14 protein-coding genes and 3 tRNA genes are annotated in these 17,293 nt (G+C 61.6%); 4 read left to right on the top strand and 13 right to left on the bottom strand.

The genetic code is table 11. The features are described 5' to 3' along the window. Positions 1–22 precede the first annotated feature (22 nt). The 7 genes from CATRI_RS00925 to CATRI_RS00895 all read right to left on the bottom strand — a co-directional run bounded on the left by CATRI_RS00925 (position 23) and on the right by CATRI_RS00895 (position 8,331). On the bottom strand, positions 23–1,696 hold the full coding sequence (locus CATRI_RS00925) for an alpha-keto acid decarboxylase family protein (protein WP_290218805.1): 1,674 nt from the start codon (positions 1,694–1,696) through the stop codon (positions 23–25). A gap of 175 nt (positions 1,697–1,871) precedes the next feature. Next, positions 1,872–2,666: an HpcH/HpaI aldolase family protein gene (locus CATRI_RS00920; RefSeq protein WP_290218802.1), complete on the bottom strand. Its 795-nt coding sequence runs from the start codon at positions 2,664–2,666 to the stop codon at positions 1,872–1,874. After that, positions 2,651–3,436: a 2-oxo-hept-4-ene-1,7-dioate hydratase gene (gene hpaH / locus CATRI_RS00915; RefSeq protein WP_290218801.1), complete on the bottom strand. Its 786-nt coding sequence runs from the start codon at positions 3,434–3,436 to the stop codon at positions 2,651–2,653. Before hpaH ends, CATRI_RS00920 begins: the two co-directional genes overlap by 16 nt. 35 nt (positions 3,437–3,471) lie before the next feature. Then, entirely contained in the window at positions 3,472–4,560 is a 1,089-nt protein-coding gene (hpaD, locus tag CATRI_RS00910; protein ID WP_290218799.1) for a 3,4-dihydroxyphenylacetate 2,3-dioxygenase, read from the bottom strand. Positions 4,561–4,605: 45 nt separating this feature from the next. Further along, complete coding sequence (gene hpaE / locus CATRI_RS00905) at positions 4,606–6,129, bottom strand: 5-carboxymethyl-2-hydroxymuconate semialdehyde dehydrogenase (protein ID WP_290218797.1); 1,524 nt, start codon at positions 6,127–6,129, stop codon at positions 4,606–4,608. A 9-nt stretch (positions 6,130–6,138) separates the two neighbouring features. Continuing rightward, positions 6,139–6,825 (bottom strand): GntR family transcriptional regulator, encoded by a 687-nt coding sequence (locus tag CATRI_RS00900; RefSeq protein ID WP_290218795.1) that lies wholly within the window; start codon positions 6,823–6,825, stop codon positions 6,139–6,141. A 3-nt stretch (positions 6,826–6,828) separates the two neighbouring features. Next, positions 6,829–8,331, bottom strand: a complete 1,503-nt coding sequence (locus CATRI_RS00895) for a fumarylacetoacetate hydrolase family protein (protein WP_290218793.1) — start codon at positions 8,329–8,331, stop codon at positions 6,829–6,831. Between the two features lie 135 nt (positions 8,332–8,466). Between CATRI_RS00895 and CATRI_RS00890 the strand changes: the two genes are divergently transcribed. Together CATRI_RS00890 and CATRI_RS00885 are read left to right on the top strand one after the other, a co-directional pair. Next, a complete protein-coding gene (locus CATRI_RS00890) occupies positions 8,467–9,828 on the top strand; it encodes an MFS transporter (protein WP_290218790.1) in 1,362 nt (453 codons plus the stop codon). 112 nt (positions 9,829–9,940) lie between these two features. Next, positions 9,941–11,830, top strand: a complete 1,890-nt coding sequence (locus CATRI_RS00885) for an FAD-dependent monooxygenase (protein WP_290218787.1) — start codon at positions 9,941–9,943, stop codon at positions 11,828–11,830. Positions 11,831–11,979: 149 nt separating this feature from the next. Here CATRI_RS00885 and CATRI_RS00880 read toward each other — a convergent pair. The 5 genes from CATRI_RS00880 to CATRI_RS00860 all read right to left on the bottom strand — a co-directional run bounded on the left by CATRI_RS00880 (position 11,980) and on the right by CATRI_RS00860 (position 15,518). After that, positions 11,980–12,055: transfer RNA gene (locus CATRI_RS00880), tRNA-Arg, on the bottom strand. A gap of 75 nt (positions 12,056–12,130) precedes the next feature. Continuing rightward, entirely contained in the window at positions 12,131–13,714 is a 1,584-nt protein-coding gene (locus CATRI_RS00875) for an SLC13 family permease (protein ID WP_290218786.1), read from the bottom strand. Between the two features lie 207 nt (positions 13,715–13,921). Then, entirely contained in the window at positions 13,922–15,277 is a 1,356-nt protein-coding gene (mgtE, locus tag CATRI_RS00870) for a magnesium transporter (RefSeq protein WP_290218784.1), read from the bottom strand. A gap of 72 nt (positions 15,278–15,349) precedes the next feature. Then, positions 15,350–15,425 (bottom strand) — tRNA-Arg (locus CATRI_RS00865). 4 nt (positions 15,426–15,429) lie between these two features. Further along, positions 15,430–15,518, bottom strand: a tRNA-Ser gene (locus CATRI_RS00860). Between the two features lie 106 nt (positions 15,519–15,624). On the opposite strand from CATRI_RS00860, the gene hisC reads away from it, so the two are divergent. Continuing rightward, positions 15,625–16,653, top strand: coding sequence for a histidinol-phosphate transaminase (gene hisC, locus CATRI_RS00855; protein ID WP_290218782.1), 1,029 nt, complete (start codon positions 15,625–15,627; stop codon positions 16,651–16,653). After that, positions 16,654–17,034, top strand: coding sequence for a phage holin family protein (locus CATRI_RS00850; RefSeq protein WP_290218780.1), 381 nt, complete (start codon positions 16,654–16,656; stop codon positions 17,032–17,034). It begins immediately after the preceding gene. Here the strand turns inward: CATRI_RS00850 and CATRI_RS00845 are convergent. Then, complete coding sequence (locus CATRI_RS00845) at positions 17,031–17,288, bottom strand: MoaD/ThiS family protein (protein WP_290218778.1); 258 nt, start codon at positions 17,286–17,288, stop codon at positions 17,031–17,033. The two genes, CATRI_RS00850 and CATRI_RS00845, sit on opposite strands and share 4 nt — an antisense overlap. Between the last annotated feature and the right edge of the window lie 5 nt (positions 17,289–17,293).

Here is a 17,293-nt window from a genome sequence, read left to right as displayed (position 1 = left end):
GTTTTGCTGTGCCTGACGGGAGTTAGGGGTTGCGGGGACCGCGCGGGCCGTAGTCAAAGTCGGCGGTCATCGGGCCGAAGGCCTTCAAACCATCTGGAGCATCCTCGGGATCCAAGTGAACCTCCAGGAATGCACCAACCCCCGAAGCATCGATACGGGCTAGGGCTTCCTCCAGCTCATTCTCCGTGGACGCCGAGTAGCTGACCATCGTGGTACCCGGGTGGAAAACCTTCGGAAGCTCGCCATAGTTCCAATTCGCCACGTCGTTGTAGCCGGAGTTCATTCCGAGAATGAACCGCTCGATGGTGTAACCACGGTTATTCACCAGCACAATGATCGGCGCCAGGTCTTCCCGCAAAATCGTTGAAAGCTCCTGCGCGGTCATCTGGAAAGAACCATCACCGATGAAAAGGATGTGGCGACGCTCGGGCGACGCGAGTTGGCTACCCAGCAGTGCGGGCAGGGTATAGCCGATGGATCCCCAGATCGAGGAGTTGATGTACTTGCTACTCGTGGGGAAGGTCTGTGCACCTAGGCCAATACTGGAGGTACCGGCATCGGCGATCACGACGTCATCAGAGCGCAGGAAGCGAGCAAACCGCGGCCACATTCTCGCCTGAGACAGCGAGGCATTGGGTTCTATGATCCACTCGGCCTGTTGCGCTGTCGGCTCGAGTTTCCCATCAGTCGCCCCCGGCATCCTTTCCAACAGGATGTCGAGGAGTTCGAGTCCGGTGATGCCTACGTAATGCTCCCCTTCAATGCTCACGTGCTGGTCGCCGAAGTCAAGGATGTCCTCCTCCGGAAGTTCATGGGTAAACGAGCCGGAATTGACCTCAATAAAACGGGGGGTGGTGGTGATCAGAAAGTCAGAATTTTCGACGGCCTCACGAACAGCAGGGAGCGACCCCGCACCGTTGTAGGTGCCGAGGTACAGAGGATGCTGCTCGTCCAGCACTCCCCGACCGGAGGTCAAATGCGCATAGGAAGTGTGAGTCTTCTCCGCAATGGCTTGCAGAGCGGGAACGAAGCCGTGGCGGTCGGCGTCCAAGTCCGCAAGAATCACCGGACGTTCGGCGCGGCTGAACAACTCCAAGATTCGCTCGGCAGCGGATTCCAACCGCTCTGGGTCACTGGTAGGCAACCTAGCGTCGAAGGGCGAGTCCGGAACTTCGACGGTCAGGTGGGAGATGTCCGAGGGCAGCTGAATGTGGACCGGGCGCTTCTCCCGGAGGCAAGTGTGCAGCGCACGGTCGATCTCCTCGACGGCATTCATCGGGGTGAGGCGAACTGCTACGTCGGTGAAATGCCCAATGCTCTCCAGCATGTTGCTGAAGTTTCCGTCAGCCATCGTGTGATGAAGCGCGTAACGATCCTCCGTCGCATAAAGCGGAGGGGAACCCGCGATGGAGACGACTGGGACGTGCTCCGCAGCAGCACCGGCGATGCCGTTGAGAGCACTTAGTTCACCCACACCGTAAGTTGTCAGCAGAGCGGAAATTCCACGCGAGCGAGCGTAACCGTCGGCAGCGTAGGCGGCATTGAGTTCGTTGCAGGTACCGACGAACCGAATGCCGTCAGTCTCATCGACTTGCTCCAACAAGCTGAGATTGAAATCGCCAGGGACACCGATGATTTCAGTAATACCGACCGTCTTGAGCCGGTCAAGCAGGAATTCTCCGATGGTGATACGCATAAACACACTCCTTGCTAGTAAATGAGAAGTTTGGACTCCGGTCGAGGTAGCGAGGATCGAAGGCACTCGCTTGCATCCCTTGCTCAGCCATATGGGTGGCTAGGTATATGGGTAGCCAGGCGCCCATACATATGCCCATCCACTGAAAGCCTCAACTTCAGCGTTCTTGTCCGGGTTACCTTTTTGTGTTGTAGGCGCCGAATTTTTCGGCGAGTGCGGCAGTTGAGGAGGCGAGTAGCTGCACGTCGGCACCCACCGCGACGAAGTCCGCACCGGCATCGATGTAGTACTTCGCCTGTTCGTTGTTAAAAGCGTTTACTCCCACGGGTGTACCGACGACGTTGGCGGCCTTGATGGTATTGAGCACATGTGCGACGACGTCTTCGTGGTTCTGCTGTCCGAGCAAGCCCATCGATGCCGCCAGATCGGAGGGACCGATGAACACGGCATCGACTCCGTCGACGGTGAGGATGTCCATGGCGTTGACGGCTGATTCCTCGGACTCCACCTGAACAGTCAGGCTGACGTGCTGCGAGGCAGCTCCCAAATAGTCCGGCACCTTGTTCCAACGGGCGGAACGAGCCAGGGCACTGCCCACCCCGCGTACGCCCCGTGGCGGGTAGTGCATAGCTGCCACCGCGACCTCGGCGTCAGCGACGGTGTGCACCATAGGCACCATGATGTTCTGGGCTCCCAGGTCGAGAAACTGCTTGATCAGCACGGTGTCATTAGCCGGGACCCGGACGATCGGGGTAACCGGATAGGGACCCACCGCCCGAAGAATGTCCAGGGTGGATTCGAGCCCGATTGGAGAGTGCTCTCCGTCGACGAGCACCCAATCACACCCGGAGGAGGCGACAATCTCAGCGGCCGTGGCGGAACCGGAGCACACCCACAGGCCCACCTGGGTTGCCTTCCGCTGGGCGATGACCTCGGGGAAGGTGGGGGGAAGTTCTAGATGAAACGGCATGTGATGGCTCCTAGATCTCCGAAGTCGGCATGGACGGTGTCTCCCGGGTTAACCCACATCGGCTTGGTAAAGGAGCCTGCGAGAATGATGTCCCCAGCCTCCATGGCGGCACCGTGGGCGTGGAGCTTATTTGCTAGCCACGCCACTCCCATGGCGGGGTGGTTGAGGACGGCCGCAGCGACCCCGGTGTCCTCGATCGATTCGTTGCGGTAGAGCAATGCGGAGACCCAGCGCAGATCCACCGCATCTGGGGCGACGGGGTTGCCGCCGTAGACCATGGCACCCATTGCGGCATTGTCGCTGATGGTGTCGATGATGGTTCGGCCTGGCATTTCGATGCGCGAGGCAAGGATCTCCAAAGCGGGAACGAGGTATTCCGTGGCTCTGAGGACGTCGAAGATGGTGGTATCCGGGCCCTCGAGACGGTCTTTGAGGACGAAGGCCAGCTCTACCTCGATGCGCACGTTGGAGAACCGGCCGTGCTCAATGACGGAACCGTTCTCGAAGACCATATCGGCGAAGATCGCGCCGTAGTCGGGTTCCGTGATGCCGGTGGCTTCCTGCATGACCTTGGAGGTCAGGCCAATCTTGCGGCCAACGAGGCGCCGCCCGGATTGGATGCCGCGTCGCATCCACTCGTTTTGCACCGCGTACGCGTCCTCGACGGTCATCTCCGGGTGCCGGGCTGACAGTAGCGGGATCGTCGTGCGGTCCCGCTCCGCGGCGGCGAGCTCGTCGGCAATGCCGATGATGCGTTCGTTGTCCAACATGTACCGTGTCCTTCTTTGTATGCTTCGCGTCGTTCTTAGAGCTGGTGACCCAGCTTGTACTCGCCCAGCTTCCATTCCGGCATGGATTCTGTGCCTTGGTCAGCCCGGGTGTAAGAAAAGCCGTCGGCCCCGATGGTTTCCTCGAGTTCAGAGGCATCAGTGCGCTCGGTGAGCGGGACAACGTTTCCGTCGAGGTCAAGGACGCGGGAACCGTCGCGGTACCAGGACGGCACGACCGGAGTTCCCCACCAATCGCGGCGTTGGTTGTCGTGGACATCCCAGGAAACTCGCGGGTTGTCCGGGTCACCGGTGTAGTAGTCCTGGGTGTAGATCTCCACCCGATGCCCGTCCGGATCGCGCAGGTAAAGGTAGAAGGCATTGGAGACGCCGTGTCGGCCCGGCCCGCGCTCGATGCGGTCGGATTCTCGCAGGGCACCGAGCTTGTCGCAGATGGCGATGATGTTGTGCTTCTCGTGGGTGGCAAAGGCGATGTGGTGCATGCGGGGGCCGGCACCACCGGTCATGGCTGTGTCGTGGACCGTCGGCTTGCGGCGCATCCATGCGGCATAAACAGTGCCGTCACTGTCGGAGATATCCTCCGTGACCCGGAAACCCAGGTCCTCCATGTATCCCACGGCCACGGGTACGTCGGGAGTGATCTGGTTGAAGTGGTCGAGCCGGACCAGGGCACCCGGGATGTGCATTTGATAATCCCAGGCTAAACGGTCGACGTGCTCGACGTCATGGAAGAACTCATAGGGGAACCCCAACGGGTCTTCGACGCGAACGGAGTCACCAATTCCCTTTACGAAGCCGTCCTGGCGGCGCTCCACGCGACAACCGCGAGCTTTGTACCACTCCTCGGCGCGGTCGACGTCCTCCGGCGAGCGGACTCGGAAGGAAAAGGCCGCGACGGCAGCTGCCGGGCCCTGACGCAACACGAGGTTGTGGTGGATGAACTCCTCGTAGGTACGCAGGTAAATCTCCTGGTCATTCTCCTCCGTGACCACGAGGCCGAGGGTATCAACATAGAAGCGGCGCGAATCCTCCAAGTTGGTAACGATGATCTCCATATAGGCGCAGCGGAGGATATCTGGGGCGGTAAATGTAGTGGGGTCTGACATGACTATCTCCTCGAGGTTGCGGAAGAAGGGCTCATGGGAAACGGACTAACCATCTGAAGTGACGGCCTTGCCGAAGACCGGATTGTGGACCTTGCCCAGGTTGATGTGGACAGCTTGCTGGTCGGTGTAGAAGTCGATGGAGCGGTAGCCACCCTCGTGACCCAGACCAGAAGCCTTGACGCCCCCGAAGGGGGTACGCAGGTCACGGACATTGTTGGAATTGAGCCACACCATGCCAGCCTCCACACTTTGCGCGAAGTTGTGCGCGCGCGTGAGATCTGAGGTCCAGATGTAGGCTGCCAAGCCATACCTGGTGTTGTTCGCTAACTCGAGGGCCTCCTCCTCTGTGTCGAAGGGAGTGATAGCCACGACGGGGCCGAAGATTTCCTCTTGGAAGATCCGTGCCTCTGGTGCAACGTCCACGAAGACGGTGGGTTGGACGAAGTTGCCCTCCGCGAACCCTGCCGGACGCTCGCCGCCGGCGGCCAGGGTGGCTTCCGACTTACCAATCTCGATGTAAGAAGTGACCTTGTCGTAGTGCTCCGGGTGAACCAGGGCGCCAACCTCGGTTGCCCGGTCGGAGGGCAGACCTACTTTCACTCGCTTGGCCTGGGCGGTGTAGCGCTCCACAAACTCGTCGTAGATTCCCCGCTGGACCAGAATGCGGGAGCCCGCGGTGCATCGCTCCCCGTTGAGGGAAAACACGCCAAAAACTGTGGCGTTGATTGCCTCCTCCAGGTCCGCATCGTCGAACACTACGGCAGGGGATTTGCCACCGAGTTCCATCGACAAGCCCTTGAGGTACGGGGCGGCGTTTCCGAAGATGATTTGTCCGGTTCGGGACTCGCCGGTGAAGGAGATGAGGGGCACATCCGGGTGCTTGACCAGCGGATCACCGGCGTAACCTTCCTCACCGAAACCGTTGACTAGGTTGAACACACCGTTTGGCAGACCCGCCTCCTCAAAGATTCCGGCCCACAGCTGAGCGGACAGTGGGGTGAACTCTGCAGGCTTGAGAACGACGGTATTGCCGGTGGCAATCGCCGGGGCAAGCTTCCATGACTCCAGCATGAACGGGGTGTTCCAGGGGGTAATGAGACCGGCGACGCCGATGGGTTTGCGGTTGACGTAGTTGACCTGACGTCCCGGCACCTTGAAGGTGTCGTCCACCTGGGCGACGATCAAGTCAGCGAAGAAACGAAAGTTCTCGGCAGCTCGACGGGCCTGGCCCTTGGCCTGGGTGATGGGCAAACCTGAGTCGAAGGACTCCCAGGCAGCGAGGGTGTCCTCCCGAGACTCGACGATATCGGCGATCTTGTGCAACACACGGGATCGCTCGCGCGGAAGCATGCGCGGCCAGGGCCCCTCGTCAAAGGCCTGCTTGGCGGATGCGACAGCGGCATCAATGTCAGCGGGTTTTCCCGAGGCCGCCTTAATGTAGTTCTGGTTCGTGACCGGGTCGAGGACGTCGAATTCGTCGCCATCGATGGAATCGACGAATGCGCCGTTGATGTAATGTCGGATCTCCTCCGGCAGGTCGGTGGGCATGGCGGCATTGTTGTTAGTCATGATGTCTCTCTAGGGATTGTCCTGGGTGGAGTTAACGATGCTGCGGTAAGTGGTGCTGGTGACCAGTCGGTGATCACGGATCTTGCGTTCGATATAAGACGGTTCGACCCCAGCCTCGATGAGCTTGATCAGCTGATCGTGCTCCTGCACGGAGCTGTGGGCGCGTTGTGGGATGAATCGGAAAGTGGAATCTCGGAAGTAGTCCAGCCGATCCCACTCGGTGTAAAGCAGCTCGAGTAGCCGACTGTTCGGGCAGCGGCCGAAGAGTGTCCGGTGGAATTTCCAGTTCAGTTCAGTGAAAGCCTTAGGGTCGAAATCCGCGAGCGTGGCCTCCATCTTTTCGTTGAGCTCCCGGGCCTTGGCTATCTGCGGGGGCCCGAGGTGCGGGACGGACAATGCGGTGGCTCGCCCCTCCAGGAGCGCGATGGTTTCCATTGTTTCGAAGTAGGCCTCTTGGTTCAGAGTGGAGACCCGCGCTCCGACGTTGCGCTCGTAAGTGACCAGTCCTTCGGCCTCGAGCTGACGGATAGCTTCGCGAACCGGAACCGGGCTGATCGCGAATTCATCCGCAATGGCACTGAGAACCAAACGGTGTCCAGGGGGATATTCGCGACTGCGAATCCTGGCGCGGATCCACCCGTAGGCTTGCTCGGCCTTACTCAACCGGTTGGCGTCTTGAATGTTGTCAGTTGTCATCGGTCATTCCTTCCGCGCTGGCTGAGGTACCTCAACCGGGTGCTCGGCAAGGTACGCCTGGTAAGCCTTCTTGTTCTCCCCGACCGGGGGGAACAACCCGTCGAGCGACCCGCCCTCCGACACACGCTCGGCGACCCAGCTGTCCTCATGTTCCTTGGACAGCGCAGCGGCCGCGATTTCCTCGGCCAGGTTGCGTGGGATGACGATAACGCCGTCATCGTCACCAACGATGATGTCTCCCGGCACTACTGTGGCGTTGCCGCAGGCAATGGCCAGATCGTGATCCCACGGAACGTGCTTTCGCCCGAGGACCGCCGGGTGAGGCCCTTGGGAAAACACCGGCAGACCGACCTCGCGAACCTCCTCGTAATCTCGAACACAACCGTCGGTAACCACACCGGCGGCGCCACGGAACTTGGCGCGCAATGCGAGGATGTCTCCCATCGTCCCCGAGCCAGCTTCACCCCGGGCCTCAATCACCAGGACCTCACCCGGGCGGACGGCGTCGAAGGCGCGCTTCTGGGCGTTGAATCCACCACCATGGGAGGTGAACAGGTCCTCCCGCCCCGGCAGGAACCGCAGAGTACGGGCGATGCCTACCATCTTGGTGCCGCGTTCCTGCGGGTAAACGCCCTCGATGACGACCTGGTTGAGGCCCCGGTTACGCAGCTGGGCGGACAATCCTGCGGTGGGGATAGCCTCCAACATGGCGCGCAGCTCGTCGCTGATGGCGTTCGGGTCTTCGGCCAATCCGGCAGCGGCCCGAGTCCCCCAGGCCTCCTCGCGCTGTTTGTCATCGATGGCGGGCAACATGCCGATGCCCTCGTCAAAGTTCCCAGGACCGGAGACCACGGTGGTCCGCAGCCTGCCGGAGGTGGGCGCACCCATGGCGGTGGGGGCGTCAACTTCAACCTCCACGACGTCGCCTGGTTGGATGACGGTCGAGCCGGCCGGAGTGCCGGTGAGGATGACGTCCCCGGTCTCAAGCGTCATGTGTTGAGAGAGATCCGCCACGAACTGGGCCAACGGAAAGATCATCTGTTCATCGCCCGTGCCGTCATCTTGGACCAACTCACCGTTGACCCAGGTGCGCAGACGCAGGGCCTTGGGATCTACCACCCGGGCGTCGATAAGCCTCGGACCAATGGGGGTGTACCCATCGCGGCTTTTTGAGCGGGTGTTAGAGCCCTTGTCCTGAGCCCGGTAGTCGTAGATACCAAGGTCGTTGGAGGCGGTGACATGGGAGACGTGGTCCCACGCCTCCTCCAGAGGGACGTTGCGAGCGGATTCGCCGATAACAAGGGCAATTTCCCCCTCAAAGGCGAGCAATTCGGTTCCCTCAGGGCGCACAACCTCGGCGCCGGAAGGTGCCAGCGAGCTGGTGGCCTTGATGAAGTAGGACGGCTGTTTCGGGCGGCGACCGCGCTGCGCGGCACGGGATTCGAAGGCCAGGTGGACGGCGATAATTTTGCCCGGATTGATGGGCAACTGGGACGCAACTGTCAATGGAACCCCCTGTGGGAATTAAAAACACCTTGCAATTGAGTTCAGATCGTATATTATCCCCCCTAAGTCTGCAAGTGCTGCAGATCACAGACTTGGACACTTCATGATGTGCGACACAACCACTCCGGAGATGAAATGCCCCAACCAACCACCCCCACACCACCTGTGAGCTCGACTCGGGAACAACGACGCGTCGTCGCCGCCACCACTATCGGTACCGCTATCGAGTGGTACGACTACTTCCTCTACGCCGCCGCGGCCGGCCTCGTCTTCAACAAGCTGATGTTCAGCCCGCTCGGCACCGGCGGAGCTACCATCGTGTCCTTTTTGACGGTGGGCCTTTCGTTCCTTTTCCGCCCCTTCGGCGCTTTCCTCGCCGGCCATTTCGGCGACCGCTACGGCCGCCGAGCCGTCCTCATGGTCACTTTGTTCGCCATGGGTGGAGCCACCGCTCTCATTGGCCTGCTGCCCACCTATGAATCGATTGGCATCCTCGCACCGATACTGCTCATCCTGCTGCGCATCATCCAAGGTATTTCCGCAGGCGGAGAATGGGGCGGGGCGGTCTTGCTCGCTGTAGAACATGCCCCCAAGGGCAAGCGTGGCCTCTTCGGCGCAGGCCCTCAGGTCGGCGTCCCGATGGGCCTGCTGATGTCATCTGGCCTCCTCGCACTCATGAACGTCATCGCTCCCGGTGACGCATTCTTGGAGTGGGGCTGGCGGGTGCCCTTCCTTCTGTCGATCGTGCTCGTCTTCATCGGCTACTTCATTCGCGTCGGCGTCGACGAGTCCCCAGTGTTTGAGGAGATCGCCCAGCGGAAAGAAACCACCGCCAACCCTGTCGGTACCCTGTTCAAGCGCTACACGCCGCTGGTCATCGTGGCGGCCCTGCTCTTCGCCGGCCAGAACACGGTTGGCTACATGACTACCGGCGGCTATGTCCAGAACTACACCACCAACCCTGAGGGTCTGGCCCTAGAGCGCGGCGATGTGCTGTTGGCGGTCACCTTCTCTGCCGTGATTTGGGGTATTTCCACCCTGTTCGCCGGGTGGGTCTCCGACTATCTCGGGCGACGGAAAACCTACATCGTCGGCTACCTCATTCTCGGAGCTGGGGCCGCGGCCTTGTTCCCCCTAATCAACACGGGCAGCCTGCCGTCCCTTTACGCGGCCCTGTCCTTCCTCAGCGTCGGCCTGGGCCTCACCTACGGTCAGCAGGCAGCGGCCTACGCCGAGATATTCCCCGCTTCGATCCGCTTCTCAGGCGTGTCCGTCACTTACGCCCTCGGCTCCATCTTCGGTGGCGCCTTCGCCCCGTCCATCTCAGCGGCCTTAGTGGAGGCAACCGGCACCACTACGTCCGTCACTATCTACCTGCTCATCATGGTCACCGTCGGCTTGACCGCCGCCATCTTGTTGCGTGATCGCACCGACATTCCTCTGGGCCCCGACCATGAGGAGGAACAGGCGCGCGGGCAGTTCCAGTTCAGCCGCTAGCCACGCTTCCCCCTTCAGCAGCCTCCACTTTCGTATACGATCCACCACTTTACTGCCCCGGCCCCAGATCGAAGTCCCACACCTCTCCCTCGATTCACCGCAGGAGGTCACCATGCAATTCCATCATTACGGATACGTCTCCGAAAACCCCAGACGTCATACACCAACGGGCATCGGCGTAAGCCGCCCCGAGGAACTGCCTGACACCATGGATGTCCTCGTCATCGGCTCCGGTCCCGCTGGCATGATCGCCGCAGCCCAGTTGTCAATGTTTCCGAATGTCCACACCCGCCTCGTCGAGCGACGCCCTCATCGTCTTGGCTTGGGACAGGCGGACGGTATCCAGGCCCGTTCTGTAGAGACCTTTCAAGCCTTCGGTTTCGCGAACGAGATCACCGACGAGGCGTACCGCATTACCGAGATGTCGTTTTGGAACCAAGACCCCGAGCACCCCGAGAACATCATCCGCACCGGTCGCCCCATCGACGATGAATTCGGGATCTCCGAGTTCCCCCACCTGATTGTCAACCAAGCCCGCGTCCTGGACTACTTCGCACGGTTCGCGGCCAACTCTCCGTCACGCTTGACCCCGGATTACGGCTGGGAGTTCGTTGGCCTGCAGATCTCTGAAGATCCGGAAAACGAGGAGTATCCGGTCACGGTGGAACTCAAGCGCACCATGCCGGACGAGGAGGAGTACTCCCGTTTCGTCCGCACTCGGTACGTCATCGGTTCCGATGGAGCTCGTTCCCAGGTCCGCCGGTCCATCAACCGCAAGCTCCAGGGAGACGCTGCGAACCATGCTTGGGGCGTGATGGATGTGCTGGCGGATAGTGACTTCCCGGACATTCGAACCAAGTGCGCCATCCACTCGAAGCACGGCTCGATTCTGCACATCCCTCGCGAGGGAGGTTACTTGTTCCGCATGTACGTCGATCTCGGCGTCGTGCCAGCTGGCGACCAAGGCGCCATCCGCAACACCCCGCTCGAAGCTGTCATTCGCAAGGCCAACGAGATCACTCACCCGTACTACGTGGACGTTAAGGAGGTCGCCTGGCATTCCATCTACGAGGTCGGCCACCGCCTCGTCGATGCCTTCGACGACGTCGATCTTGATATCAACCCCGATGGACATCCGCGCATTTTCCTCACTGGAGACGCCTGCCATACCCACTCCGCAAAGGCCGGCCAAGGCATGAACGTGTCGATGCAGGACGGTTTCAACATCGGCTGGAAACTCGGCCACGTCCTTGATGGCCGAGCCTCCGAGGACCTATTGAAGACGTATTCGGGTGAGCGCCAACCGGCTGCGCAGAATCTGATCAACTTCGACAAGGAATGGTCAACACTCATGGCCACTCCGCTCGATGAATTGGAAGATCCAGACGCGATCGAGAAGTACTACGTCGAGGCTGAGGAGTTCGCCGCCGGGTTCCTCACCACCTACGAGGAGAACCTCATCACCGGTAGCACCGAGCATCAAGACCTAGCCACCGGCTTCCCAGTCGGCCGCCGCTTCAAGTCCCACCGGGCGATGCGCCGCTGTGACGCGAACGTTCTCCATCTGGGCCATCAACACTACGCGGACGGCCGGTGGCGAATCTACGCCTTCGCCGATACCCCACCACCGGGTCAGCCCTCGAAGCTCACCGACTGGGCGCAATGGCTCCATGAGTCGGAGGAGTCCCCGGTCCGAGCCCACACCCCAGTCGAAGGTGATGAGAACGCCTACTTCGACGTCAAGGTCATCTACCAGCAGCACTACCACGATTTTGATGTCACCGACGCCCCAGAGGCCTTCCGTCCGAAGGTCGGACCGCACAAGCTCAAGAACCTGGAAAACGTGTGGTCCGCGCTGAGAGAAGAAGACATTTTCGACGCCCGCGGCATCAGCCGCGATGGCGCCGTCATCGTGGTCCGTCCGGACCAGTACGTCGCTGCGGTTCTACCGCTGGATGACACCCAAGCGCTGGCGGACTTCTTCGCCCCCATCCTGGGCTGAGCGGAACCCAAAACCGGCACTTCCTAACAACTTGGCGGGTGTGGAAGGGGGATTGACCCCGGAGTTGTTAGGAAGTGCCGGTTTCGCCGGCCCCACCAGCGAAAAATTCAGGGCCTCCCACCGAAACCGGTGGTAGGCCCTGAACTAGATGGTGCGCCCGGAGGGATTCGAACCCCCAACCTTCTGATCCGTAGTCAGATGCTCTATCCGTTGAGCTACGGGCGCCGGCCGCTGTGAGTTTCTCACTGTGCAACGAGAATGTACTTTACCCTCGTTGCCAGTGACAAACAAAACCGCTGCTTAGACGACCAATCCGAAGACCGGGACGGCGATGAAGTAGGCGGCGAGGGTGATGAGGATGACGGCGATGACGTTGAGCCAGATGCCGCCCTTGATCATGTCGCCGATCTTGACGTAGCCGGAGCCGTAGGCGATAGCGTTCGGCGGGGTCGCGACGGGGAGCATGAACGCACAGGTGGCTGCGAGTGCGACGGGGATGGTGAGAAGGAGGACGTTCATGTCCGTCGAGCTGGTCAGGCCGATGCCGACTGCGACGCCACCCATGATGGGAAGGAAGGTCGCGGCGGTGGCGGTGTTGGAGGTGAACTCGGTGAGGACGAGGACCAGCAGGGCGACGGCGCCCATGAGGAGGAAGATCGGTAGGACTTCGAGGTTCTTGGCCTTTTCACCGATCCACAGGGAGAGGCCGGTGGCGGTGAACATGCCGGAGAGGGAGAGTCCACCGCCGAAGAGCAAGAGAACATCCCACGGGACTTCGTTGGCGGTCTTCCAGTCGAGGAGGCGGACGCCGGTTTTTCCGTTTGCGGGAAGGGCAAACATGAGCAAGCCGGCGATGATGCCAACGATGGCGTCTTCGTAGAGGATTTCGGAGCCGGTCCAGTCGATGATTAGCGGGGCGAAAACCCAGGTGAGCGCAGCGGCAAGGAAGATGACGCCGACCATGATCTGCGGGCGGGTCCAGGGACCCATCTTCTGGATTTCTTCACGGATGAGCTCACGGCCGCCGGGGATCTGGTCCATTTCCGGCTTGAACACGTTGATGAGGACGAGCCAGGCGATGAGGGTAAAGGAGGCGGCGACGGGGACGCCGACCATCATCCACTGGCCGAAGCCGATGGTGATGCCGTGGGCTTCCTTCATGTAGCCAGCGAGCAGGGCGTTGGGCGGGGTGCCGATGAGGGTGCCCAGGGAGCCGATGGAGGCGGAGTAGGCGATGGCGAGCATGAGGCCGGTGGCAAAGTTCTTCTGCTTGCGCATACCGCCGACGATGCCGGCGGTCAGCTGCAGGACGGACAGGCCGATGGGGAGCATGACGACGGCGGTCGCGGTGTTAGACACCCACATGGAAAGGAAGCCGGTCGCGACCATGAAGCCCAAGATCAGGCGCTTGGGGCTGGTGCCCACGGCCATGACTACGGCGAGTGCCATGCGACGGTGCAGGTTCCAGCGCTGGAGACCCAGGGCCAGGAGGAAGCCGCCGAGGAAGAGGAAAATGGTGGAGCTGGCGTAGGGGCCACCCACCTGCGCGAAGGTCGCTACCTGCGCGATGGGGAACACCGCGATGGGCACGAGCGCGGTAGCGGCGAGCGGGATGGCCTCGGTCATCCACCACACGGCCATCAACACAGTGATCGCGGCAACGATACGCATCGACTGGTGGGTGTATTCGGTGTCGGCTTTGGCACCGGCTGATTGGAGGACTGTCTCGGCGGCATCAGACGGGAAGATGAAGTAGACCAGTGCGGCGAGCAACAGGCCAATGATGATGCCGGCCGCTTGGCGGTGCCATTCACGGGAGTCGCGGATTTCGGTGAGATCACCTTCAGTTGTGGCGGTGCTCTCGTGTGTGTGAGGAGTGCTCATATGGCGTGCACAGTCCTTTATTCAAGTCGGGGGAGAAAATCATAGATTAGATGTGATGTTACTGACATCTAGGGTCAGAACCGGAAATTCTCACGGCTCATCGGGCGTGAACACGGTTACAGATGACCGCCACGCTTGCCTGACCTGCCCCAATCTCCCCGCGTCGGCCATATAGCACCCCCAGTATGGGGGCATCCGGCATGTACCTTAAAGGCCAAGCACAGCCTTAGCTATGAGGAAATAGATAATCAGGCCGGTGGCATCGCAGAACGTAGAGATGAACGGGTTGGAAAAGACGGCGGGGTCAGCGCCCAGCTTCTTGGCGATGATTGGCATCAGCCCGCCCACGGTCGCCGACATCATGCACACCAGCAGCAAGGTCGAACCGATAACAATCCCAATCGGCAGGCCATACACCAGCGTGGCCAGCCCGAATCCGAGGCCGCCGAGGAGGGAGCCGAGGACGACGCCGACCCGCAGCTCCCGCCAGGCGACGTGCAGGATGTCCCTGGCGCGGACGTCGCCAAGCGCGATAGCCCTGGTGACGGTGGTGGCGGCCTGGTTGCCGGTGTTGCCGCCGGTGCCGGTGAGCAGCGGGATGAACAGGCTGAGGACGACCGCCGCGGCGAGCGTGTCCTCGAATGTGTCGAGCACTTGCACAGTGAGGAGCGCGGACAGGGCGAGGACCAGCAGCCAGACGATGCGGGATCGCACGACCTTGAGCAGCGGCGTCGATAAGTAGGGCTGTTGGAGTGGTTCCGAGGCACCCGAACGGGCGGAGTCCTCGGAGTCAGCTTCTTCGACGATTTCGTGCGCGTCGTCGAAGGTGAGCACACCGACTAGGCGGTTAGACTCGTCGACGATCGGCATCGCCAGCAGGTCCAGCGCCAAGAACCAGCGAGCGGTTTCCTCCGCCGAGTCATGTGCCTCCGCCACGACCGGCGGTTTCATCAGCGTATCGACGCCCCCGTGCCCCTCCGCCGTAAACAAGTCCCGCAGGGAGGTCACACCGACGACCACGCGATCATGCGTGATCACCGGCACCGTGTAAATGGTCTCCACCTGATCGGCGACCCGCCGTAGCTCCGCTAGCGCCGCCTCCACCGTCATCGAAGCGTAGATCAGCGGCACCTCCGGTGAGGTCCGGCGACCAACCGAGCCCTTGGGGTAGCCGAGCACAACCCCGGTGACATCACGCTTTGGGTCATCAAGCGTCTTGAGTAGCCGTTCAGCGATCTCAGCGGGCAGCTCATCGAGCAGGGACACCCGGTCCTCGGGGCCGAGTTCGGCGAAGAAGTCGTAGACGGCGGCGTCGCCAAGCGCGTCGATGAGATCCGCCTGATGGGCCGCATCAAGCGCGTCGAACACCGCGATCGAACGGCTCCGAGAGAGCAGCCGCAAAACCAGCGCGGCGCGAGTCGGGGTGGAACGCTCAACGAGGGCGACGATGTCCTTGATCGGCGCCTCATCCAGCAGATCCGAGAGTTCCTCGGCCCGCTCCGGTGGAACCTGGGCGTCGGCGCGGAGGATCTTTTCCAGGCGATCGAGCACGTTGCTGGTCATAGCAAGGTCTCCTCGGTCGGGAACTGACGCCGAAATCCCCAGGCAGACCGCGGCCTATCTGGGGATTTAACTTGGTGCGCCCGGAGGGATTCGAACCCCCAACCTTCTGATCCGTAGTCAGATGCTCTATCCGTTGAGCTACGGGCGCAGCGCGGAGACGAGAGGATTCGAACCTCCGGCCCGCGGTTAAGCAGGCAACTCATTAGCAGTGAGTCCCATTCGGCCACTCTGGCACGTCTCCCGGCCCACGATGAGACACCGTGAGACCTCTGCGAATCCTACCCGGGCCCCTCCCCTGCAATCAAACCGCAATCAAACTACGTCACTATCACACTAGAATCGGGCCCATGATTCGCCCCGAACTAGCTGATATGCCAGCCTACGTCCCCGGTAAGCGCCAATTGGAGGCGCTGAAGCTCTCTTCCAACGAGGTGTGCACCGCTCCCCTCGCTGTGGCTGCCGCGGCAATGGCCGAGGCCGCAGCCGGGGCCAACCGCTACCCGGATATGGGGGCGGTGGATCTGCGGGAAGCCCTGGCTGACCAGCTGGATCTATCCCCCGACCAGATCGCCGTCGGCAGCGGGTCATCCGCCCTGTGCCAGCAGTTGGTGCAGATTGCCGCGCAACCGGGGGACGAGGTCATCTTCCCGTGGCGCAGCTTCGAGGGTTACCCCATTTTTGTCCAGGTGGTCGGCGCGACGCCTGTCCCCATTCCCCTCACCGAAGCAGGTGGCCACGATCTTAAGGCCGTGGCCGCGGCCATCACTGATCGCACTCGCCTAATCTTCGTGTGCAATCCGAACAACCCCACGGGTACCACGATCACTCAGGCCGAGTTCGACGAGTTCATGGCGAAGGTGCCCAGCGACATTATCGTCGCGCTGGATGAGGCGTACTTCGAATACAACCACGCGGAAGATACTCCGGTGGCCACGGAGGAGATCGTGAAACACCCCAACGTCGTTGGGCTGCGCACGTTCTCCAAGGCCTACGGCCTCGCTGGGGTCCGGGTGGGTTATGGCTTCGGCGCACCGGAGATCATCTCGGCGCTGAATAAGGTCGCCATCCCCTTCGCTGTGAGTTCGGTGGCCCAGGCGGGCGCGATCGCTAGCCTCAGCGCTGCCGACGAGCTCCTGGAGCGCACCGAGGAGACGGTCGAGCAGCGCGATCGCGTCGCCGATGCTCTCGGCGCGCGCCGCAGCCAGGCGAACTTCATTTGGTTGGACGGCCCCCGGGCCCACGACCTGGCCGCCCACTTGGCCGATAACAATGTCCTCGTCCGCGCGTTCCCCGAGGGGGTGCGCATCTCGGTGACCACCGAGGAGGAGGCGGATCGACTCCTGGCGGCCTGCGGACCTTACCTAAAGGAGAGTTAAATGCTTCGGTTCATTCTCAACGTCATTGTCACCGCGATTGCTTTATTCTTTGTCACCCGCATCGTTCCCGGCGTGGAGATCGTCCCCGCCGACGACACCTGGGCGTTCATCTGGGTAGCGGTGGTCTTCGTCCTGGTCAACGCCACTCTCGGGCCGGTGCTACGCCTCCTCGGTCTGCCGTTTACCATCCTCACCCTCGGGCTGTTCGCCCTCGTCATCAACGCAGTGTTGTTCCTCATCGTCGACTGGGTCAGCGGGATCTTCAACCTTGGCCTGAGCATCGACGGGTTCTGGGCGGCACTCGTCGGCGCGATCGTCATGTCGATTGCCACGTGGGTACTCGACATCGTGCTCCGCGCCGTCGGAGTGGGTCGGGACTAGCCCCCGGCGAACGGCGGGAGGACGTCGACCCGCTGCACCCCGGCGAGGGGTGTGGAGCGGGGGGACGAGCGGCCGTCGATAAGAAAGGTGCAGTGTGCGAGCACGTCCCGCAGGGTCGTGCCGGCGTCGGTGGTGCCGGTGAGGGCGCTGGCGCGGGCGTCGAGAAGCTCCCCGAGGGTGTCGGGGACGGTGTCGACAGTCTCGACGGCGGTTCCTGCGGCGGCTCGGGCGGCGGCGAAATAGCGAATCTCCACGCCCT

It is taken from the genome of Corynebacterium atrinae (assembly GCF_030408455.1).
Taxonomy (GTDB): domain Bacteria; phylum Actinomycetota; class Actinomycetes; order Mycobacteriales; family Mycobacteriaceae; genus Corynebacterium; species Corynebacterium atrinae.
Note: the sequence above shows the minus strand (reverse complement) of the source record. Positions and strands in the feature narration are given on the sequence as shown.

What these genes read in the sequence shown, in the direction of transcription:
- CATRI_RS00900 (WP_290218795.1), bottom strand. Translation starts at nt 6,825, where the DNA reads ATGACAACTGACAACATTCAAGACGCCAACCGGTTGAGTAAGGCCGAG.
- CATRI_RS00875 (WP_290218786.1), bottom strand. Translation starts at nt 13,714, where the DNA reads ATGAGCACTCCTCACACACACGAGAGCACCGCCACAACTGAAGGTGAT.
- mgtE (WP_290218784.1), bottom strand. Translation starts at nt 15,277, where the DNA reads ATGACCAGCAACGTGCTCGATCGCCTGGAAAAGATCCTCCGCGCCGAC.
- CATRI_RS00890 (WP_290218790.1), top strand. Translation starts at nt 8,467, where the DNA reads ATGCCCCAACCAACCACCCCCACACCACCTGTGAGCTCGACTCGGGAA.
- CATRI_RS00850 (WP_290218780.1), top strand. Translation starts at nt 16,654, where the DNA reads ATGCTTCGGTTCATTCTCAACGTCATTGTCACCGCGATTGCTTTATTC.
- hpaD (WP_290218799.1), bottom strand. Translation starts at nt 4,560, where the DNA reads ATGTCAGACCCCACTACATTTACCGCCCCAGATATCCTCCGCTGCGCC.
- CATRI_RS00885 (WP_290218787.1), top strand. Translation starts at nt 9,941, where the DNA reads ATGCAATTCCATCATTACGGATACGTCTCCGAAAACCCCAGACGTCAT.
- CATRI_RS00925 (WP_290218805.1), bottom strand. Translation starts at nt 1,696, where the DNA reads ATGCGTATCACCATCGGAGAATTCCTGCTTGACCGGCTCAAGACGGTC.
- hpaH (WP_290218801.1), bottom strand. Translation starts at nt 3,436, where the DNA reads ATGTTGGACAACGAACGCATCATCGGCATTGCCGACGAGCTCGCCGCC.
- CATRI_RS00920 (WP_290218802.1), bottom strand. Translation starts at nt 2,666, where the DNA reads ATGCCGTTTCATCTAGAACTTCCCCCCACCTTCCCCGAGGTCATCGCC.
- hisC (WP_290218782.1), top strand. Translation starts at nt 15,625, where the DNA reads ATGATTCGCCCCGAACTAGCTGATATGCCAGCCTACGTCCCCGGTAAG.
- hpaE (WP_290218797.1), bottom strand. Translation starts at nt 6,129, where the DNA reads ATGACTAACAACAATGCCGCCATGCCCACCGACCTGCCGGAGGAGATC.